Origin of the sequence: Flavobacterium sp. TAB 87, from assembly GCF_001529295.1 — a bacterium.
GTDB lineage: Bacteria > Bacteroidota > Bacteroidia > Flavobacteriales > Flavobacteriaceae > Flavobacterium.
The window spans coordinates 77,199-96,135 of record NZ_LLWK01000030.1; the positions used below are offsets into that span (position 1 = coordinate 77,199).

Sequence of the window (18,937 nt, forward strand, 5' to 3'; positions counted from 1 at the left end):
TTTTTTTTTGAATTAGCCGTTAGTCGTAAAACCAGGATAACAAGTCATTCCGCCATCTACGAAAATGGTCGTTCCGTTAATGTATTCAGATTCATCTGAAGCCAACCATACGGCTGTGCTACCAATATCTTCTGGAACACCAATTCGTTTGTACGGAATTAATTTATTTAAGTCATTTAATGCTTCTGGATTTCCCCAAACGTTTTTGTTGATCGGGGTTTGTATCGCTCCAGGAGCGATGCTATTGCATCTTATTTTATATGATGCATATTCTTGACATATACTTTGCATTAGCATATTAATCGCTCCTTTACTCGCCGCATAGTTAGCATGACCAGCCCAAGGAATTAACTGATGAACTGAACTCATTTGGATAATTTTGCCGAGGGAGCGGGATACTTCTGGACGCATACCTCGATGTAAAAATTCACGAATTGCTTCTCTAGCACACAAAAATTGTCCGGTAAGATTCACATCCAACACCAACTGCCAGTCTTTTAATTCCATTTCGTGTAAGGCAGCATCGCGTTGCAAACCTGCGTTTGGAACACAAATATCGACCGTTCCAAAGTGATTAATTGTTTGTTTAAATAGTGCTATAACTTCGCTTTCTTTACTCACATCGCATTTTATAGCAATCGCATCACCGCATAAATTATCAATTGAAATTTTATGAGCAATTTCTTCTGCAATTTCTGGATGCGATACGTAATTAATAACCACATTGGCTCCATCTCGACCAATAGCTGTAGCCACTGCTTCTCCAATTCCAGAATTAGCACCTGTTACTATACAAGTTTGATTGGCAAGTCTATTATTTGGTTTTTGCATTTGAACTGTTTTAGAATTTTCTGTTGAGAATAATTATTTAGGAAATTATTTCTCAGCAAACTGAAGTAATACTACTTTCATTATCATAAACTTACAAAAATTACGTGCTGCAGTTCGTACAGAAAGTGCTAAAATAATTGTAAAATATTCAGCACGACAATCCTATTGAAGAATAACCGCGATCGGATCAACGATATTTTTGGAGAAAAATTAAGAACGTTTAAAACGAAAAAAAGGTCTGACTTTTTTACAAGTCAAACCTTTTTTTTATAATTTATAAATAAATAACACTTATCTACTCCACTCTGAAATACTGTCTTTATTCATTTTTACATAATCTTGATTTCCTGCGGCTTCAGAAGCAGCTAATGAAACTTTAGCAGTTGAAATTGCACCATTTTTATCTCCTTGTCTCGCTTGAATCAATGATTTTAAACGATTATAATAAAACGGCTGTTCTTTAGTTAAATCCAAAGCTTTGTCTACATATTCTCTCGATTTGTTGATATCGCCTTTTATTTGATATAGGTACTGCGCTGCTGCAAAGTAATCTGCTGCTGTCGGCCCAGAAAGGACTCTTTCCATACTTTCAGACGCTATTTTTGCAGTTGGCACATCAAATTTCATAGATACTGAAGAATTCTCCCAAGCAATATCTAAATGTGCATAGTTAGAGTTTGGATCAATATTATTAATTCCTACTGTAAAAGTCTCTACAGCTTTGGATAAAGATTCTTCCTTAACCGTTGTTTTTAAAGCTACGTTGGCCTCGCTATATTCTTCTGGTAATCCCCAGTTATCTGTCGTTTTGTAAAAAATAACATCCCAACTTTCAATTCTCGGAATGGTATATAAAGCATATTTTCCTTTTTTCAATGTCTTGCCATCAATAACAATATCATCACTAAAAGATATAATTGTATTTTCGTTAGCACCTGTTCTCCACAATTTTCCAAAAGGTACCAAATTACCAAAAACAGCTCTACCTCTAGCACTTGGTCTAGAGTACACTATTTCTACATCTGTCAAACCAACGACCTGACTTACAACTCCTTTTGGACTAGAAGCTGGTGTTTTAATTTGTGCTTGCAAAGCAAATGGCGCTAAAATAATCGCTAGTGCAAAAAATAATTTTCTCATGATAGTTTATTTATTTGTTCAAATTTACAAATACAAAAGAATATCGCTAGTTAAATTAAACCTAATATCTTACTGTAATTGTGCTATGTTTTTAAAATTTAATTCCGAAAAATGTTTAATTACTAAATCTGCTAAACTGAGATCCTGCATTTTCGAATGTTCACTGTCGTAACCGATACAAAAAATTCCTGCTGCATTGGCTGCTTTAATTCCGTTGGTACTGTCTTCAATTACTATACAATTCTCTTTTGGCGCAGTCGATAACGAAGCAGCATGCAAAAAGATTGCGGGATCAGGTTTTGATTGCGGAAAATCTTCACCACTTACTATATCAGTAAAATATTGGTGTAAATTAAACCGATTAAAAACTCGTGCAATTGTTACTTTCGAAGCGGACGATGCCAAAATCAACTGTATTCCGTTGCCATGCAAATCCTTTATCAAATCCTCTACTCCATCCAACAAATACAAATCTTCTTTGGTGTCAAAAGCATCATTAAATATGGCTCTTTTACGTTGAATCAAATCCTCTACTTCGTGCGAAATAACAAATGATTGCTTTAATCTTTGAAACGTGTTTCGAGTCGAAAATCCAGTAAACGAAGCATACATTTCATCAGTAACCTCAATTCCTAATTCTTTAAATTGCTCATGATACGCATAGTAATGTACCGGTTCGGTATCAACAATCACGCCATCCATATCAAATATTACTGTTTTTATCATTTTTTATTTTTTTTTATTTTTTTCAGGGCTCAAATACGTATAGCTTTTTTTAAAGCGGTAAAAGTATACGGTGATTGTGTAAATGATTTTCTTTAATTATAAGTAATCTATTGAATTTAAAGATTAAAATTTGAATACTAAATCCTTACTACTCACTTATCTCTTTTCAACAAATAACGAATTGCAGTTTCAGCCGCATACAAACCAAATAATCCAGGCATGTAACTGTTGGTACCGTAAAAAGACTTTTTAAAATTAGACCCATCAGTTAGTTTCAAACTATTTTCATCTTGAATTTCAGAAGAGAAAACTACTTTTAATTTATTGATATTTACTTCCTTTAAACGCTTACGAATCGTTTTGGAAAAAAAACAATTCATTGTATTTGAGATATCAGCAACTTTTACTTTTGAAGCTATCATTTTTCCACCTGCTCCCATGCAACTGATAATTTTTACTCTATTTCGTTTGGCACCCATTATCAAATTTAATTTTGGTGTGATGCTATCGATGCAGTCTATTACGTAGTCAAATTCTGGAATAACAATTTCAAAAGCTCTTTCGGGAGATAAAAACTCTTCTACTCGAGTCAATTGCAATTCTGGATTAATATCCATCAAACGATCGCCAACAATAGTTATTTTAGCTTGTCCAATTGTCGAATGCAACGCAGGTAATTGTCGGTTTATATTGGTAATATCAACCACATCTCCATCAACAATAGTCATTTTTCCAACTCCAGCTCTTGCTAAAAATTCGGCTGCAAAAGAGCCAACTCCGCCCATACCAACGATTAAGACGTTAGCATTTATTAAATTATTTAATCCTTCTTTTGTATATAAAAGCTCGGCTCTTTCCGTCCATTCTGCCATACGTAATGTGTTTTATTAATTTGTTTAGAAATAAGGATTCTATCTTATCTCTGAAATACATTTTTAAAATTAGATGCAATGGTAGCTTGCAACTCAATAATTGATTTATTTTTATATTTTGCTGCCAAGGCATATACTTCCTCGATTGATTCAGACAACGTATCCGTTTCTAAGAAAAAACGCTCGTCTGGTATCTTCTGAAAAACACTTTCTAATTCTGGGTTTTTTAGTAAGTATTTTCCAAAGGAAAGATAGAAACCGTTCGCTAGCAGTCGTTGTGCCACTTGAGTGTTTTTTGAAAAACCATGAATAATAAGCGGAACACTAATTTTTAACTTTTTTGCAATAGCAATTACCTCTTGAAAAGCGGCAACACAATGAATAATCACTGGTTTTTGATATTTTTCGGCTAATAGCAGTTGTTGTTCAAAAACTTTTTCTTGTAGTTCAAAAGCGACTTCAATTCGTTTGTCTAAACCGCATTCTCCTAAAGCCAAACAGTTTGCAGTTTGCAGTTTTTCTTCAAGTACTAGTAGCTCAGCAGCAATTGAACTTTCTTCAATGTACCACGGATGAATTCCTATTGAATAAAAAGCTATTTTTTTATCAAATTCCTTTGGATATTGATTCACTAAATCCAAAACACCTTCTTTGACTAAAGATTGATGGGTGTGACAATTAAAAAACTGCATTAGTTGTGAAATTTTTTAACGCCAGCTTCAATTGCAACATTAAGATCATTTTCTAAAGGAACAATCGGACACGAATATTTAGAATTATATGCGCAATACGGATTACAAGACTGATTAAAATCGATTACGATAGTGTCATCTTTTGGAATTTTTAAATCAATATATTTTCCTCCAATGTAACTTTCCTTTCCCGAAGTAAGATCAGAAAAAGGTAAAAACAAATGCTCCTCGTAACCTGGCTTTTTAGAAAGTTCTATATTTTGATATATACTTAATTTCAAATTCTGTTCATCGATGCTAAAATAAAGAGTGCCGTATTTAATGTACTTTGGGGTTCTTGCAGTCGAAGTGTTCATATCAAATGGCTTTTCCCCTTTTGATCTAATTAATTTTGCCGTCACGATAAATTTTTCATCAATTGAATAAAAAGCTAATCTTTGAAAATCTTTTAAATCTTCAGCCAATAGCGGGCTGGTTGCAGCATCTGCATATTCAGCATTAATTTTTGTTTGAAATCGCTGTGATTCGCTTGTACTAAATGCAGCTTGTGCCAAAGTAATTTGAGCCAGTAGAAAGAACAAAATCACAATACTTTTTTTCATTCTATTATTTTTAGCAAAAATACTTTAAAAGAAACAAAGCCACAAGGTTAGTGAAGTACAAACTTGTTTAACTTTGCACCGATATTTTATGACTTAATGCGAACAACTGCTTTTCAACGTTATCTTAATAATTTTCGTGGATTTTCTAGAGAAATCTGGATTTTAGCACTTATCACTTTCATCAATCGCGCAGGAACGATGGTACTTCCTTTTTTATCTAAATATCTCAAGGAAGATTTAAACTTCACTTATAATCAAGTCGGATGGATTATGGTTTGCTTTGGACTTGGCTCGATGTTGGGCTCTTGGCTGGGCGGTAAATTATCTGATAAAATTGGCTTTTACAAAATAATGGTGTTTAGTTTATTTTCTAGCGGATTGTGTCTTTTTACAATACAATACATCACTTCTTTCGCAGGATTATGTTTTGGAATGTTCGGAATTATGGTTCTTGCCGATATGTTTCGACCTGCTATGTTTGTTTCGCTCGGCGCGTACGCCAAACCCGAAAACAGAACACGAGCTTTGACCTTGGTTCGCTTGGCCGTAAACTTGGGTTTTGCTGCTGGCCCCGCTTTAGGTGGTTTAATCATTATGAACATCGGCTATAATGGTTTGTTCTGGGTAGATGGAACCTCTTGCATAGTTGCCATTACTGTTTTTGCATTATTGGTAAAAGAAAAGAAAAAGTCGGCATTTGAAAATCACGACGAAGAAAAAGCGGTTACAACATCGGTATTTAAAGATAAAGTATTCTGGGCTTTTTTGTTTGTGAGCTTTGCTACTGCAATGATTTTTTTTCAATTGTTTACCTCTTTACCTCTGTACCACAACGAAAAATTTGGCTTGTCTGAACTGCAGACTGGCTTATTAATGACCTTAAATGGCTTGTTAATTTTTGCACTAGAAATGCCAATTGTTGGATATCTAGTCAGAAAAGACAGCTCTAAAATTAAAATTGTTTTGTGGGGAACTTTTTTAATGGCAACTAGTTTTTACACTTTACTTTTTAATTTTTGGGCAGGAATGCTTGTAATTGCCATGATCTTGATTTCTATAGGAGAAATTTTTGCTTTTCCATTTGCCAATGCTTTTGCTTTAAGTCGTGCTCCAAAAGGACAAGAGGGTCGCTACATGGCATTGTACACTATGAGCTTTAGCTTGGCACATATTGTTAGCTCGAAAGTTGGATTCGAAATTATTGCAGATCTTGGCTATCAAGCGAACTGGTTTTTTATGGGAACCTTGGGATTAATAGCGGTTGCTTGCTGCTATTGGGTTCAAAACTTATTGAGATCGGAGAAACAAATTTTTAAATAAAAAATACCATTCGATATTTATTATATCGAATGGTATCTAATTTATTCTTCTCTTTTTATTCTTCTCTTTTTATTACTTTCCGAGCTACTTCAATTTTAAATTTTTTGCCCTTCATTTTTTCGTCTCTGACATTTTTTAGCAAATCTTGTACTTTATTAAATCTGACTGCTGCAAACGAAATAAAATCTTTGACTTCTATTAAACCTAAATCTCCTTTTTCTAGATTCCCTTTTTGAGAAAAGAAACCAACAATATCAATTTTATTTAATTTATTTTTCTTTCCACCACTAACGTATATGGTCTGAAATTCGGGTGGTTTTGGTAAAGTAGTGGCAGCACTTACATCCATCACATCCATTTTATAATCAACGTAGTCCAGCTTTTTTTCACTTTCGTGAATTAATACATACGCTGTCCCTTTTGCTTGCATACGAGCAGTACGACCATTTCTATGAGTGAATTCTTCTTCTTTTAAAGGCAAGTGGTAATGAATAACATGTTTCATCTCTGGAATATCCAAGCCTCGCGAAGCCAAATCAGTCGTAATTAAATAACTCATGCTACCATTTCTAAACTGAATCAATGCGCGTTCTCTTTCGTCTTGGTCCATGCCGCCATGATAATACGTCGAATAAATGCCTTTTTCGTTTAAAGTGTCGCTAATGCGCTCTGCAGCGTCGCGGTGATTGCAAAAAACTATCGCTGCTTCTGATTTTAAAGAACAAATCAAATTAAATAGGGATCCCAATTTATCCTTATCCTTTGATACCACTAACTTTGTAGAGAGATTGATTTTCTCTTCCTCAGTCAAGAAGTCCAAGACGGTAGGATTGATGACTCTTGTATATTTTGGAATTTCGATATCAGAAGTAGCAGAAACCAAAACACGTTTGTTTAGTTTGCTCAATTTTCCGATGATAAAAGACATTTGTTCGTGAAATCCTAATTGCAACGACTTATCAAATTCATCTAAAATTAAAGTCTGAATTTTATCTGTTCTAAACGTTTCTCTGTCGATATGATCTGCGATTCTTCCTGGCGTGCCAATTAAAACTGCTGGCGGATTACTTAAGTTCTTAATTTCGGTATCGATCGAGTGGCCTCCGTAACAAATATTGACTTTGTAATCGGTTGCCATTTTTTTCCATACTTGCTCAATTTGCAATCCCAATTCTCGTGAAGGAACCAAAATTAAACATTGTACCGATAAAATTTCTGGTTGTAATAACTGTAAAACAGGTAATAAAAAAGCTAAGGTTTTACCCGAGCCCGTTGGAGATAACAATAACGTATTGTTGTCATTCAAGATCGTATCTTGAGCAACTTCTTGCATTTTATTCAGGTTTGAAATCCCTAAATTAGAAAGTATATTTTTTGTATTCATGCGACAAAGGTAAAAGATTCTGTGAAGAAACTAATGTCTAATTTTTTAAAATAAAAAATGGGGTTTAGAAAACCCCATTTTAAAATATAATAGTTAAAGCGAAACTTAAACAGTCACTTTGTTTTTTACAACTAATCTAAAACCTTCACCGTGAATGTTTAAAATTTCAACGTTTTCATCCGGTTTTAAGTATTTTCTAAGCTTAGCAATATAAACGTCCATACTTCTTGAAGTAAAGTAGTTATCATCTCTCCAAATTTTTGTCAAAGCTAATTCTCGTGGCATTAAGTCATTCTCATGTAAAATAAGCATTTTCAATAACTCATTTTCTTTCGGAGACAATTTAGTTGGCTCATCCGTATCAAAGGTTAAAAATCTCAATTTTGAATTCAAATGGAATCTCCCAATATTAAATTCGAACTGTACTTGTTCTGTTTTGATGTCAGATGATTTTCTTTGAATAATTGCTTTAATTTTCATCAATAAAACTTCTGAATCAAAAGGCTTATTCAAGTAATCGTCAGCACCAGCTTTATATCCTTTCAACACATCCTCTTTCATAGATTTTGCAGTTAAAAAAATAATTGGCACTTCGCTATTTTTTTCACGAATTTCCTTTGCTAATGTATAACCATCTTTATACGGCATCATCACATCCAAAATACAAAGATCGTATACATCTTTTTTGAATTTTTCAAATCCTTCCATACCATTCTTTGCCAGAGTAACGTCAAAGTCATTCAACATTAAGTAGTCTTTAAGAACCGCTCCAAAATTAAGATCATCTTCTACTAAAAGTATTCTTTTATTGTTATTTTCCATAATATTAATTTATTAGTGGTATTTTTATTATAAAGGTACTACCCTTCCCTTTTTCGCTTTCTACATAGACTTGACCATTATGATCTTCTACTATTCTTTTTACGTACGACAGTCCTAAACCGTGTCCTTTTACGTTATGTAAATCTCCTGTATGTTCTCTATAAAACTTTTCAAAAACGCGCTTCTGAGCAACTTTACTCATCCCTTGACCGTTATCTTTGATTTTTATCAGAATCATGTCTTTAACATTTTCTGTGAAAATTTGAATCTCAGGAACAGTTGGCGTGTATTTTATTGCATTTTCTAAAATATTTACGATCACGTTTGTAAAATGTACTTCGTTAACCAAAGCAGTTGTTCTCAAAGCACCAAAATTCGTACTTACTTTTCCGTGTCTGTCTTCTAATATTAAGCTTACATGCTCAATAGCATCATTAATAATATCTTCAATATTAACAGGATCTTTTGTAATGTCTAATTCTCGCTTCTCTAATTTAGATATACGCAAAACGTTTTCTACTTGCGCATGCATTCGCTTATTTTCATCACGAATCATCTGTAAGTACCTAAAAACCTTTTCTTTATCATCTATAATCTTCGGATTCTTAATCGCATCCAAAGCTAAATTGATCGTTGCAATGGGTGTTTTAAACTCATGCGTCATGTTATTGATAAAATCTGTTTTAATCTCATCAATATGACGTTGTCGGATCAACTGATTTAATGCACTAGAGTACGCGATTATTATGATTAATGTAAAAATAATTGACAGTATTGTAATACTAACTAACTCCGATAATAAGAATCGTTTTTTATGAGGAAACGTGACCATCAACTCATATTTACTATTTCCTTCATTATCAGTAAATACTGGAATGGTATAGGTTAAATCCCTAATAAACGCAAAATTGGACGATTTTATTTTAGTAGCAATTCCACTACTGTAAATGCCAAATTCAAATTTTGTCTTTACTCCGTACTCTTCTAATTGTTTCTTCAATAATTTTTGAACTCTATCTGATGAAACTCTTTCATTAATTGGCATTGCAGAAGCAATGTCTTTATAGAAAATTTCGAACTGCGCATTATCTAATATTTCTAAGTTACCCGATTTCTCAATCTTCACATCTGGAATAACACTTACATCAAGAGAAGAATTATCTATTGAATTGTCATTAAAAACTTCGGTAACCCGCTTAGAGCTAAAGTTTTTGAATCGTTCATTATTAAATCTTTTGTCAAAGAGCGAGCCGTTGATTTTGTAATCCTCGGTTATAATGCTATTGGAGTAAACAATAGTTTTATTGGTCTTTCTGTTTTTTTGAATATAAAAAAATTCAGACAAATCATCTCGCTGAGGCAATTTTCCTGTACTGTCTTTTATGTGGTTGTACTTGTCGTAAAAACTATAAGCTTCTTGCTGTTGTAACTTTTGCGCAACTTCTCCAATAACCTGTTTTACATGAAATTTGAATTGTTCGTCATTGTTTTGAAACGAATTATTAAACCAATAAACCTGAACTAGTATAATTCCTATTAAAGAGAGACTCATTAATAGCACTAGTATTCTAAAAAATAATTTATTCATAGAAACAAAATTAATATTTTAACATTATACAGAATAATGCATTAACCAAATATTAACATTTAAGAATCATTTTGTTTAATATCTAAAATTTTAAGAATTTTAACAATTTCTTGTTTTACCGCAACTATATCAATGTTATTGATTACAAAATTGCTTTTTTCGGAACGTTGTAGGTCATTCCATTGCATATTTATCCGATTTAAAACTTCCTCCTTTGACGAATTATCTCTTTGCATAACCCGTTGAATTCTAACATCCACTGGAGCATTTACGGTAATTATGTAATCACAATCCCTATAACGTCCACTTTCAAACAAAATAGCTGCTTCATAAATGACATATAATTGATCATTATGGCCCAACAACCACTTTTCAAAATGCTTTTTTACTGCGGGATGTACAATTTCGTTCAACAGTTTTAGTTTTTCAGCATCATTAAAAACAATGGCGGCCAATTTGGCTCTATTTAGTTTTCCATCGTCAAAAATACTGCTGCCGAACTTTTTAAAAATAGCCGAGACAAGTTCTTCTGACTGCATTAACTGCTTTGCTTCATCGTCTGCAATGTAGATTGGAATGCCATATTCGGCAAACATTTTAGCAATCGTGGTTTTGCCACTTCCAATTCCTCCCGTCAAACCGATTATTTTTGTCATATTATATTCTGAAAAATAAATTAGGAAAAGCTTCTTGCGGTTTCTTTCTTAAAACAATTACCTTAATAAAGGATTCTAAAAAACCAACTCCGTAACCGTAAAATTGTTTCCATACTGCCACAACTGAAAGTGCCCCAATTTTTAAACTTTTATTTTTAAAAGTAGAAACCAGAAAAATAAATACAAAATAGACAAAATACAATTGCAGCAACCAATCGTGATTGATGAGCATTAAAAACGCGGCAACAACCAACCCAATAATAAAAATTGTTGGAAAAAAGAACGTAATTTTACTGTACTTTGGGTACCAACTGTTTAAAATAGGTCGCGCTTTGCCAAATTTATTTACTTGAATACTAAATTTTTCCCAGTCAATTCTGCGTTTGTGATACACATAGGCATCTGAAAAAAGTCTAGTTTCAAAACCTAAGTTCCACAACCGAATAGTCAAATCTGGGTCTTCGCCTGGGTGAATATTTCCAAATCCGCTAGATGCTTCAAATGCTTTTTTAGACAATCCCATATTAAAACTACGGGGCTGAAATTTTCCTATTTTTTCAGAACCTCCTCTTATTCCGCCTGTTGTTAAAAAGGAAGTCATCGCAAAATTGATCGCTTTTTGAATATCCGAAAAACTATCTAACGCTCTATCTGGACCACCAAAACAATCAACATAATTGTCATTTAAAGCTTTCTCAACTTCTAATAAATAAGTGGACGGAATAATACAGTCCGAATCAAAGATGATAAAATAATCACCTTGTGCTTTTTCCATTCCGAAATTCCGAGAAGCACCAGGTCCTGAATTCTCTTTAAAATAATACGAAATTTTCAGTTTATTCGAATACTTTTCGGCTATTTCCAAACAGGGAATTGTCGAGCCATCTTCTACCAAAACTACCTCAAATGGTTTAGAATATTCACTTGATGATAAACTTTGTAAAAGCTCATCTACCTCGTCAGGACGATTGTAAACAGGAATAATTAAGGAGAAAAACATATGCGATAATTGGTATTATTTATTAGAATAATTTACTAAAATTTAGCGCAAAGATAGGATATATCATAAAAAAACCATCACCTAAAAAGATGATGGTTTTGTTGCAAAAAATATATTTTATTACTATTTAGTAAAGTCTTCTAAAATCGCTTGACTTACTCCCATGTTTGAGAATCCTCCGTCGTGATACAGATTCTGTAAGGTAACTTTCTTAGTTAGATCAGAAAACATAGAAACAATGTAATTGGCACAATCTAAAGCAGATGCGTTTCCTAACGGCGCCATTTTTTCAGAAAAAGAAATAAACTCATCAAATCCTTTTACTCCATTTCCAGCTCTTGTTGGCGTTGGAGATTGCGATATCGTATTGACACGCACTTTTTTATCTCTACCAAAAAAATAACCAAAGCTACGTGCTACTGATTCTAAATAGGCTTTGTTATCTGCCATGTCATTGTAATCAGGAAAAACACGTTGAGCAGCCATGTAACTCAGTCCAATAATACTTCCCCATTCGTTCATTGCATCTTTTTTATACAAAACCTGCATCACCTTGTGAAAAGAAAGGGCCGAAACCTCCCACCCTTTTTGAGTGAAATCGTAATTCTCATCCGTATAATGATTGCCTTTTCTAACATTGACAGACATACCGATAGAGTGCAATACAAAATCGATTTTACCTCCCAAAATTTCAACCGCTTGATCAGCTAAATTTTCTAAATCTGTTACAGATGTAACGTCCGCTGGAACCACTTTTGAGTTGGTTTTTATAGCCAACGCATCAATAGAACCCAAACGCATTGCGGCAGGAGAATTCGTTAAAACAAATATACCACCTTCTTCAAAAACGCGCTCAGCTGTTTTCCATGCGATAGAATTTTCATCCAATGCACCAAAAATAATACCTCTTTTTCCCTTTAGTAAATTATACATTGTTGTTTTTTTCGAATTAAGATATACTTTCGATCTTCACGACTTCATTCGTCTCAGCGTCGTAATCTACACCGTCAAAGGCAAATCCGAACAAGTTTAAAAAGTCATTTTTATATCCCGTTAAATCTCCAAGTTCTCCTAAATTTTCAGTTTCGGCTTGCTTCCATAACTCTGCTACTTTTGCTTGTACATCGTCGCGCATTTCCCAATCGTCAATACGAATTCTTCCTTTATCATCTGTTGGAACTGCATTACCTGAATACAATCTGTCTTGAAACAAACGCTGAATTTGCTCAATACAACCTTCATGTAAACCTTCTGATTTCATGATTTTATATAACAATGAAATATACAATGGTATTACAGGAATTGCAGAACTCGCTTGTGTAACCAATGCTTTATTTACAGAAACATACGCTTTACCATCTATGTCTTTTAGACTATCAGTTATTTCAAAAGCAGTTGCTTCTAAATGATCTTTTGCACGACCAATTGTCCCTTTTCTATAAACTGCCTCCGTTACTGATGGCCCTATATACGAATAAGCTACAGTTTGAGCTCCAGGAGCCAACAAATTAGCGGCTTTTAATTGATCAATCCACATTGCCCAGTCTTCTCCACCCATAACTTGAATGGTATTGGCAATATCTTCTTCAGTTGCTGGCTCAATTGAAACTTCAGAAACTTTTCCAGTATGAAAATCTACTGTTTTATTTGAAAAAGCACCTCCAATTGGCTTCAATGTAGAACGGTGTAAAACGCCAGTAGTGGGGTGCTGGCGTACTGGTGAGGCTAAACTATATATAATCAAATCTACTTGTCCTAAATCAGCTTTGATTAAGGCTAGCGTCTGATTTTTAATTTCATTAGAGAATGCATCTCCATTGATACTTTTAGCGTACAAACCTGCTTGGTGTGCTTGTTTTTCAAAAGCGGCAGAATTGTACCATCCTGGTGAAGCTGTCTTTCCTTCTGTTGGAGGTTTTTCGAAGAAAACGCCAATAGTTGCGGCATCAGAACCAAAAGCACTTGTTATTCTTGAAGCCAATCCAAAACCAGTTGAAGCACCAATTACTAATACTTTTTTAGGTCCGTCAATAGCACCTTTTGACTGTACATATTTAATTTGGTTTTTAACATTTTGCTCGCAGCCATCAGGATGTGATGTCAAACAAATAAATCCGCGCATTCTTGGTTCTATGATCATACTATATAACTATTTTAATTTTTATAAAAATAAATATTATGTTTTATTCACTTTTTACTAAGTGATAAACCGTATTTTTTAACGGACAAATATAGCCCAATTTTTTAGTTCAACAACGCTTTAGCATGATTTAAAGCCGAATCAGAAACAACTGATCCCGATAACATTTGCGCTATTTCTACCACTCGTTCTTCTGGGCTTAATAATTTTAATTCAGATTGTGTATCGTCAGCAGTGGATGATTTGAATACTTTAAAATGCGCATCACCTTTAGCCGCAATTTGAGGCAAATGAGTAATTGCAAATATTTGCATAGTCTTACTCATTTCCTTCATAATTTCGCCCATTCTAATTGCGATTTCTCCAGAGACTCCGGTGTCAATTTCATCAAAAATAAGTGTTGGTAATTTAGAATATTGTGCTAAAATTGCTTTTACAGCCAGCATAATTCGAGACATTTCTCCACCCGAAGCCACTTTTTTGAGTAATCCGAAATCAGTTCCTTTATTGGCAGAAAATAAAAATTGTAATTCTTCTTTTCCGTTAGTGAAATAAGTTTCAGAAGGAATTAATGCCATATTAAAACGAACATTGGGCATTCCTAAAGTTTCTAAAATTGTAACTAGCTTTTGAGATAAAACTGGAATCGCTTTATCTCTATTTTTATGGATTTTATCTGCAAGACTATCTAGATCAATCGTTTTTCTCTCAATTAATTTGGAGTACGTTACAATATCCTCTTCTAAACTTCCTAACTCTAAAACCGTGCTTTCTAATTTACTTTGAACTTCAATTAATTCATCGACAGAATTTACTTGATGTTTCTTTTGCAAATTAAATATTAGCTGTAATTTTTGACTTAGAAATTCCAATCTCGAAGGATCATTCAGTAATTTTTCTGAAGCACTTTCTAACTCTTTGGAAACGTCATCAAAGTCTATTGTGATACTTGAAATTCGTTCCAAGAAATCATTATATTCAGTCGCGAATGGTGCAATTTTCTGCAACGCTACTTTTATTTCATTCAAACTATGAAAAACACCAAATTGCTCCTCATTTGCCAGAAGCAATGACTTATCAATGGATTCTTTTATAATTTCAACGTTGTTTAATTTCTCGTACTCTTCTTCTAATTCTTCTTGTTCTCCAGACTTGAGCTTAGCTTCTACTAATTCACTCAGTAAAAATGTATTGTATTCTTGCTCCTTTGCTGATTCTGTTTTTCTTTTCAGCAAAGCATTCAATTTACTTTTGTCAGCTTTATAGGTTTTTAGTATCGTTTGATATTTCGTAATACTTTCAGAATTATTAGCAATCGCGTCAATGATTTTAAACTGAACCCCTTCGTCTGATAATTCTTGCGTTTGTTGTTGGGAGTGAATGTCAATTAAAAACGTGCTTAACTCTTGCAATTCTTGCAGATTTACAGGACTGTCATTGATAAAAGCACGGGATTTGCCTGAAGGTAGAATTTCTCTTCTTATAATAGTGTCATTTTCATAATCTAGATCATTCGCTTCAAAAAAAGATTGCAAATTATATTTTGAGACGTCAAAATGCGCTTCAATAATACACTTTTCGTCTTTATTTTTCAAGGAAGTTAAATCAGCTCTTTTTCCTAAAACCAATCCAATAGCGCCAAGAATAATCGATTTTCCCGCACCCGTTTCTCCAGTAATAATAGAAAATCCAGTAGAAAAATTAATCGCTAATTTTTCTATAAGTGCATAATTTTTTATTGAAAGTGAGGTAATCATATAGTATAAGTAAAGATTTTGGTAAGAAGAAAATGAAAGCAAGAAGCCGTTAAAATTTAATTTCTGACCATTTCGTTGCATTCAAGGGCGAAACTCTATTTAAAGTATCGACTAAATCGGTAATAGGAATAGTAGGCCCACCAGAAAAAATAGAAACAATTTCATCTGATTTCGCATCAAAAAAAACACGAGTTAAAAAGGCATTTGGTTTAACTGAATTTATCTTTTTTATATTCAAAATAGCGGTAACAATTTTTTCTTTAGCGACTTTTTGATCTTGTGTCATTAAATCTAAGGCCGTATTATAAGCATACGAAGTTTGACGCAGCTCATTGTACATTGAAGCCAACATATCATTAATTAAATAATATCTGTTTTGTGTTCCATCAGCTTGCGTCCAACCTTTATAACTACCTTGTTGTGCAACATTAGCAATGTTTTGCGCGATTTCAAAGTAGCGATTTCCTCCTAATGGTGCAAAACTATCTGCATCCATTCCTAGAATGATATAACTATAGAAGGACAAAACAGATACTAAATTACCGTCGTAAGTCGTTGGGTTAAATAATAAATTCTGAAATTCACTATAATTAAAATTAAAATCTTTGTCGTTAAAATTAAAAATCGGAGAAGAGTACGTCGAATTGTACACTAAGCGTGATGACTGTATTTGAATCGTCCCTGAATACTGATCTGAATTTTGTGATGCTAAAGTTATGTACATAGAGCAACTAATTTTCTCATGTTGCTTTAAAGCAGCACCAGTCCAATCGGTATTATTTACAAAATCGGCAATAGATGTTTCTAACGTTTTATAAACTTGCTGATTTGTATTGGATAACATTTGGGTATTGATAGTAACCGTACAATTAAGTTGTTGCGCGTTTGCAATACCTAAACAAAAAAAGGCTAGTACAGCAATGAATTTATTCATAAAAATAAGCAATGACTTTGTTTAAAATATCTGTCGCAACAGCTTCTTTCGGTTTTAAATCCATCGGCTCTAAAAAGAAATTTTTATCAATAAAAGTTACTTTATTAGTCTCTTTTTTAAAGCCAGCACCTTCGTCTTGTAACGAATTTAAAACAATCAAATCTAAGTTTTTTTTCTGAATTTTCAGCTTTGCATTCTCAATTTCATTTTCAGTTTCCAAAGCAAAACCAATCAAAAGTTGATTCTTTTTAATCTGACCCAATGAAAAAAGTATGTCCTTTGTTTTTTCTAATTGAATTGTAAAATCATCCGTACTCTTTTTAATTTTTTGAGTTGCAACTGTTTTGGGTCTGTAATCTGCTACTGCTGCTGCTGCAATTGCAACATCAACCGAATCAAAAACAGCATGACAAGCGTCGTACATTTCTTCCGCAGAAGTAACTGAAATTAACTCAATTGAACTGTTTGTTATTTTACAATGAGTTGGTCCAGAAACCAAAATTACCGAGGCACCTAAATTAGCTGCTTCATTGGCAATGTCATAGCCCATTTTTCCAGACGAGTGATTGCCAATAAAACGTACTGGATCAATCGCTTCATACGTAGGTCCTGCAGTTATTAAAATTTTCTTTCCCCGCAATGGTAGCTTACTTTGAATATCCTTTTCTAAAAAAATAAGTATATTTTCTGGTTCAGCCATCCGTCCTTCACCAGATAATCCACTAGCTAATTCTCCGTTTTCAGCAGGAATAATTACATTGCCAAATGATTCTAAGGATAAAAAATTAGCAAGAGTTGATGAGTGCTTATACATATCCAAATCCATTGCCGGAGCAAAATAGACAGTACATTTTGCCGATAAATAAGTAGCTAATAATAGGTTATCGCAAGTACCACTAACCATTTTAGATAAGGTGTTTGCTGTAGCTGGTGCAATGACCATGAGATCGGCCCACAATGCCAACTCGACGTGATTGTTCCATTGAGCATTTTGATCCTCTTCATTGTAAAAAGAAGAATGAACTAGATTTTTTGAAAGAGTCGATAATGTAAGTGGGGTTACAAAATCCTTAGAAGCAGGTGTCATTATCACTTGGACATGTGCACCTGCTTTTATAAAGAGCCGTACTAAACTGGCGGTTTTATAGGCAGCAATTCCACCAGAAATTCCTAGCAAAACTTTCTTACCGTTTAAAACTGACATAATAGTATTATTTATTTGAACTTCTGTAGTAAGTTTTACCATCTAACCATTCTTGTACTGACAAAGCATGTGGTTTAGGTAATTTTTCGTAAAATTTAGAAACTTCGATCTGTTCTTTATTTTCAAAAACTTCTTCAAGGCTATCATTATAAGTCGCAAATTCTTCTAGCTTTTCAGTCAACTCTTTTTTAATCTCAGAGTTAATTTGATTTGCTCTTTTAGCCATAATGGTAATCGCTTCATACACATTACCAGTTGGTTGCTCAATAACTGTTTTATTGTAAGTTATTGTATTTACTGGAGCATTCGTCTTTTTTAAATCCATGACTTTAAATTATATTTTAAATTTTTCTAAATCTGTATCAATTCTGGCATTCATTTCTGCTGCCTTTTCTTTGTATTTCGTTTCACTATTAAACTTCATTAAATTATTATATGAAGTTTTAGCAACATTAAGACGATCATTCATTTTATCATAAACACTATTGATAGCCAATTTATAAGCAGAATCATACTTGTAAAACAAAGCATCTTCTTTATACATAGTACCAGGAAAATCGGCAATAAAATTATCAAAAGCAACTAAGGCCGACTTGTAATCAGAAATAGTATTGTACTGCTTTGCAATTTCGAATGACTTTTTTTCTAATTTATCTGTCAAAACTTTCATTGTAGCATTGGCTTCAACGATGTATTCAGAGTTTGGATAATTATCAATAAAATTTTGCGTTTTCTCAATCGCTTTGTAGGTATCTTTTTGATCCAGACTATATACCGGCGAAAGCATTGAATAACTTTTGGCTGATAAGTAAGCTGCTTCTTCAACTTTTTCACTTCGTGGGTAACCTGCAGCAAAACTTTCAAATTGATATCCTGCTAAATAATATTGCTTCGTGTTGTAATAGGCCTTCGAAAACATGTAAAACAATTTTTCTGCTTGCGGCTTTCCTTTATAACTTGGCGCTAATTGTTCGAAAAGTCGTATCGCTTTACTATATTTACCCGCTTCATATAATTCTGTTGCCAGAGCAAATTTAGTTGCAACATTATCACTTTTAAGTGCTTTTTGATAATCACTACACGAATTTAAAAGGACAACAAGTGCAAACAGCCATACTATTTTTTTCATATTCTTAACTTTTATTATGATCTAAAGGATTTTTTTACCCAATAGCAATCACACCGAAGTTTCGGTGGCAAATTTAGTTATTAATTTAGCTACTACAAAATATTTTTCTGCTTATTAAAAAGCATTCAAAATTAGTGGTA

At 33.4% G+C, this 18,937-nt stretch carries 19 protein-coding genes; 1 reads left to right on the forward strand and 18 read right to left on the reverse strand.

Annotated features, from left to right (window positions below; translation table 11 throughout):
- Positions 1-12 precede the first annotated feature (12 nt).
- The 6 genes from AP058_RS03220 to AP058_RS03245 form a co-directional block, all read right to left on the reverse strand.
- Positions 13-831 carry an SDR family oxidoreductase gene (locus tag AP058_RS03220; protein WP_066306868.1) on the reverse strand — a complete coding sequence of 273 codons (819 nt, stop codon included), beginning with the start codon at positions 829-831 and terminating at the stop codon, positions 13-15.
- Positions 832-1,122: 291 nt separating this feature from the next.
- Complete coding sequence (locus tag AP058_RS03225; protein WP_066306869.1) at positions 1,123-1,971, reverse strand: DUF2911 domain-containing protein; 849 nt, start codon at positions 1,969-1,971, stop codon at positions 1,123-1,125.
- A 69-nt stretch (positions 1,972-2,040) separates the two neighbouring features.
- Positions 2,041-2,697, reverse strand: coding sequence for an HAD family phosphatase (locus AP058_RS03230; protein WP_066306870.1), 657 nt, complete (start codon positions 2,695-2,697; stop codon positions 2,041-2,043).
- Between the two features lie 152 nt (positions 2,698-2,849).
- Complete coding sequence (locus AP058_RS03235; RefSeq protein ID WP_066306873.1) at positions 2,850-3,569, reverse strand: ThiF family adenylyltransferase; 720 nt, start codon at positions 3,567-3,569, stop codon at positions 2,850-2,852.
- Positions 3,570-3,613: 44 nt separating this feature from the next.
- On the reverse strand, positions 3,614-4,261 hold the full coding sequence (locus AP058_RS03240; RefSeq protein ID WP_066306874.1) for a TatD family hydrolase: 648 nt from the start codon (positions 4,259-4,261) through the stop codon (positions 3,614-3,616).
- Positions 4,261-4,863, reverse strand: coding sequence for a DUF1684 domain-containing protein (locus AP058_RS03245; RefSeq protein ID WP_066306875.1), 603 nt, complete (start codon positions 4,861-4,863; stop codon positions 4,261-4,263). The genes AP058_RS03240 and AP058_RS03245 overlap by 1 nt, the downstream gene beginning before the upstream one ends.
- Positions 4,864-4,959: 96 nt before the next feature.
- On the opposite strand from AP058_RS03245, the gene AP058_RS03250 reads away from it, so the two are divergent.
- The gene (locus tag AP058_RS03250; RefSeq protein WP_066306877.1) at positions 4,960-6,183 is read left to right on the forward strand and encodes an MFS transporter; all 1,224 of its coding nucleotides are present in this window, start codon (positions 4,960-4,962) and stop codon (positions 6,181-6,183) included.
- Between the two features lie 55 nt (positions 6,184-6,238).
- On the opposite strand, the gene AP058_RS03255 is transcribed toward AP058_RS03250, so the two are convergent.
- The 12 genes from AP058_RS03255 to AP058_RS03310 all read right to left on the reverse strand — a co-directional run bounded on the left by AP058_RS03255 (position 6,239) and on the right by AP058_RS03310 (position 18,797).
- The gene (locus tag AP058_RS03255) at positions 6,239-7,567 is read right to left on the reverse strand and encodes a DEAD/DEAH box helicase (RefSeq protein ID WP_066306879.1); all 1,329 of its coding nucleotides are present in this window, start codon (positions 7,565-7,567) and stop codon (positions 6,239-6,241) included.
- Positions 7,568-7,672: 105 nt separating this feature from the next.
- On the reverse strand, positions 7,673-8,389 hold the full coding sequence (locus tag AP058_RS03260; RefSeq protein ID WP_066306881.1) for a response regulator transcription factor: 717 nt from the start codon (positions 8,387-8,389) through the stop codon (positions 7,673-7,675).
- Between the two features lie 4 nt (positions 8,390-8,393).
- On the reverse strand, positions 8,394-9,977 hold the full coding sequence (locus AP058_RS03265) for a sensor histidine kinase KdpD (protein ID WP_066306883.1): 1,584 nt from the start codon (positions 9,975-9,977) through the stop codon (positions 8,394-8,396).
- 59 nt (positions 9,978-10,036) lie between these two features.
- Positions 10,037-10,633: a dephospho-CoA kinase gene (gene coaE, locus AP058_RS03270; protein ID WP_066306885.1), complete on the reverse strand. Its 597-nt coding sequence runs from the start codon at positions 10,631-10,633 to the stop codon at positions 10,037-10,039.
- A gap of 1 nt (position 10,634) precedes the next feature.
- The gene (locus AP058_RS03275; protein ID WP_066306887.1) at positions 10,635-11,633 is read right to left on the reverse strand and encodes a glycosyltransferase family 2 protein; all 999 of its coding nucleotides are present in this window, start codon (positions 11,631-11,633) and stop codon (positions 10,635-10,637) included.
- Between the two features lie 123 nt (positions 11,634-11,756).
- The gene (locus AP058_RS03280; RefSeq protein WP_066306888.1) at positions 11,757-12,566 is read right to left on the reverse strand and encodes an enoyl-ACP reductase; all 810 of its coding nucleotides are present in this window, start codon (positions 12,564-12,566) and stop codon (positions 11,757-11,759) included.
- A gap of 16 nt (positions 12,567-12,582) precedes the next feature.
- The gene (fabV, locus tag AP058_RS03285; RefSeq protein WP_066306889.1) at positions 12,583-13,773 is read right to left on the reverse strand and encodes an enoyl-ACP reductase FabV; all 1,191 of its coding nucleotides are present in this window, start codon (positions 13,771-13,773) and stop codon (positions 12,583-12,585) included.
- Positions 13,774-13,877: 104 nt separating this feature from the next.
- The gene (recN, locus tag AP058_RS03290; RefSeq protein ID WP_066306942.1) at positions 13,878-15,530 is read right to left on the reverse strand and encodes a DNA repair protein RecN; all 1,653 of its coding nucleotides are present in this window, start codon (positions 15,528-15,530) and stop codon (positions 13,878-13,880) included.
- 49 nt (positions 15,531-15,579) lie between these two features.
- Positions 15,580-16,464 (reverse strand): DUF4835 family protein, encoded by an 885-nt coding sequence (locus AP058_RS03295; RefSeq protein WP_066306890.1) that lies wholly within the window; start codon positions 16,462-16,464, stop codon positions 15,580-15,582.
- On the reverse strand, positions 16,457-17,668 hold the full coding sequence (coaBC, locus tag AP058_RS03300) for a bifunctional phosphopantothenoylcysteine decarboxylase/phosphopantothenate--cysteine ligase CoaBC (RefSeq protein ID WP_066306944.1): 1,212 nt from the start codon (positions 17,666-17,668) through the stop codon (positions 16,457-16,459). Before coaBC ends, AP058_RS03295 begins: the two co-directional genes overlap by 8 nt.
- Before the next feature lie 7 nt (positions 17,669-17,675).
- Positions 17,676-17,993 carry a DNA-directed RNA polymerase subunit omega gene (locus AP058_RS03305; RefSeq protein WP_066306893.1) on the reverse strand — a complete coding sequence of 106 codons (318 nt, stop codon included), beginning with the start codon at positions 17,991-17,993 and terminating at the stop codon, positions 17,676-17,678.
- Between the two features lie 9 nt (positions 17,994-18,002).
- Positions 18,003-18,797, reverse strand: a complete 795-nt coding sequence (locus AP058_RS03310; protein ID WP_066306894.1) for an outer membrane protein assembly factor BamD — start codon at positions 18,795-18,797, stop codon at positions 18,003-18,005.
- Positions 18,798-18,937 lie beyond the last annotated feature (140 nt).